This is a genomic window from Domibacillus mangrovi (assembly GCF_001906925.1).
GTDB classification, from domain to species: Bacteria; Bacillota; Bacilli; order Bacillales; family Domibacillaceae; genus Domibacillus; species Domibacillus mangrovi.
Map to the genome: position 1 here is coordinate 1 of NZ_MRWQ01000036.1, position 1,068 is coordinate 1,068.

Annotated in this window: 1 protein-coding gene; it reads right to left on the minus strand. The window is 36.2% G+C overall.

What is annotated here, in order from left to right; translation table 11 throughout:
- Positions 1-115 precede the first annotated feature (115 nt).
- Positions 116-976, minus strand: coding sequence for an FAD synthetase family protein (locus tag BLL40_RS16705; RefSeq protein ID WP_073712971.1), 861 nt, complete (start codon positions 974-976; stop codon positions 116-118).
- Positions 977-1,068 lie beyond the last annotated feature (92 nt).

Consider the following 1,068-nt stretch of genomic DNA (forward strand, 5'->3'; position numbering starts at 1 on the left):
TTAAATACGTCAATTCTTCTAACCATGCTGTTTCTGCACTCATGTTTATACCTCCGTCATTTTTAAATTTTTATTTTATAATAAATCCGGCAGTTAAACCGGTTTATTTATCCTATTATGCTTCCTGTGATAAAGAAGGCTGTTCCTCCAAAATCGTAAACATTCCAGGTGATAAACGTTTGATCCACCCAATGTGAATGTCTTCTTGATCAGCTAATAAACGATTGTTGTGAGCAGAAAAGATAATTTTAGGCGTTTCCTGTGTCACTAAAACGACTTGATTGTCTATTTCATCCCCTTTTGAAACAGTTACTTCATATACTCCTGGGGGAGGAAGAAGATAATAAGGACTCGCTACGACTTCAACACTATTTTTAGTGGAAAATATCTTTCCTTGTATATGGTAATGCTCACCTAAATAGCGGTGGACGATATCCATTTTTCCTGAAGAAATTAACTTTCTTATTAATGTAGAGCTGATTTTTTCTCCACCAAACTCCACTTTTTCTACTTTTATTCCTTCAATCAAGCCTTTCGAGTCCTCTTTTATTCGATTCATATTTCCTTTTCCAAATTGGCCATAATTAAAGTCAAAGCCTGCCACTGCGTACTTTACCTCAAAGTCAAGAAGATAGTTTTGGACAAATTGTTCAGGTGTTAAGGAAGCAAAGTCTTGATCGAATTGCACGATGTAAAATTTCTTTACGCCTAAACTTTTCAAAATTCGTTGCTTGACGATCATTGGCATTAAGTATTGTATTTTTTTCTTATCTCTTTTAAGCACTTCTTTAGGGTGTGGGAAAAAGCTCATGCAGGCGAGTTGCAATTGCTTTTCATCTGCTATTTTTTTAGCTTCTTTGATGACTTGTTGATGACCTAAATGAACTCCATCAAAAAATCCTAAGGCGATCACACTTGGTTCATTTGCCGCTAGAAACGTATGCCGGTTGCTTTTATTTACATAAATGACTTCCAATGTTCCGCCTCCTAATCGTTATTTTATAGAAACGACGGTTCAGGTAGACGATGTGCTGTATAAAAAGCGTCTCCGTCACTTTCGCCGTCAAA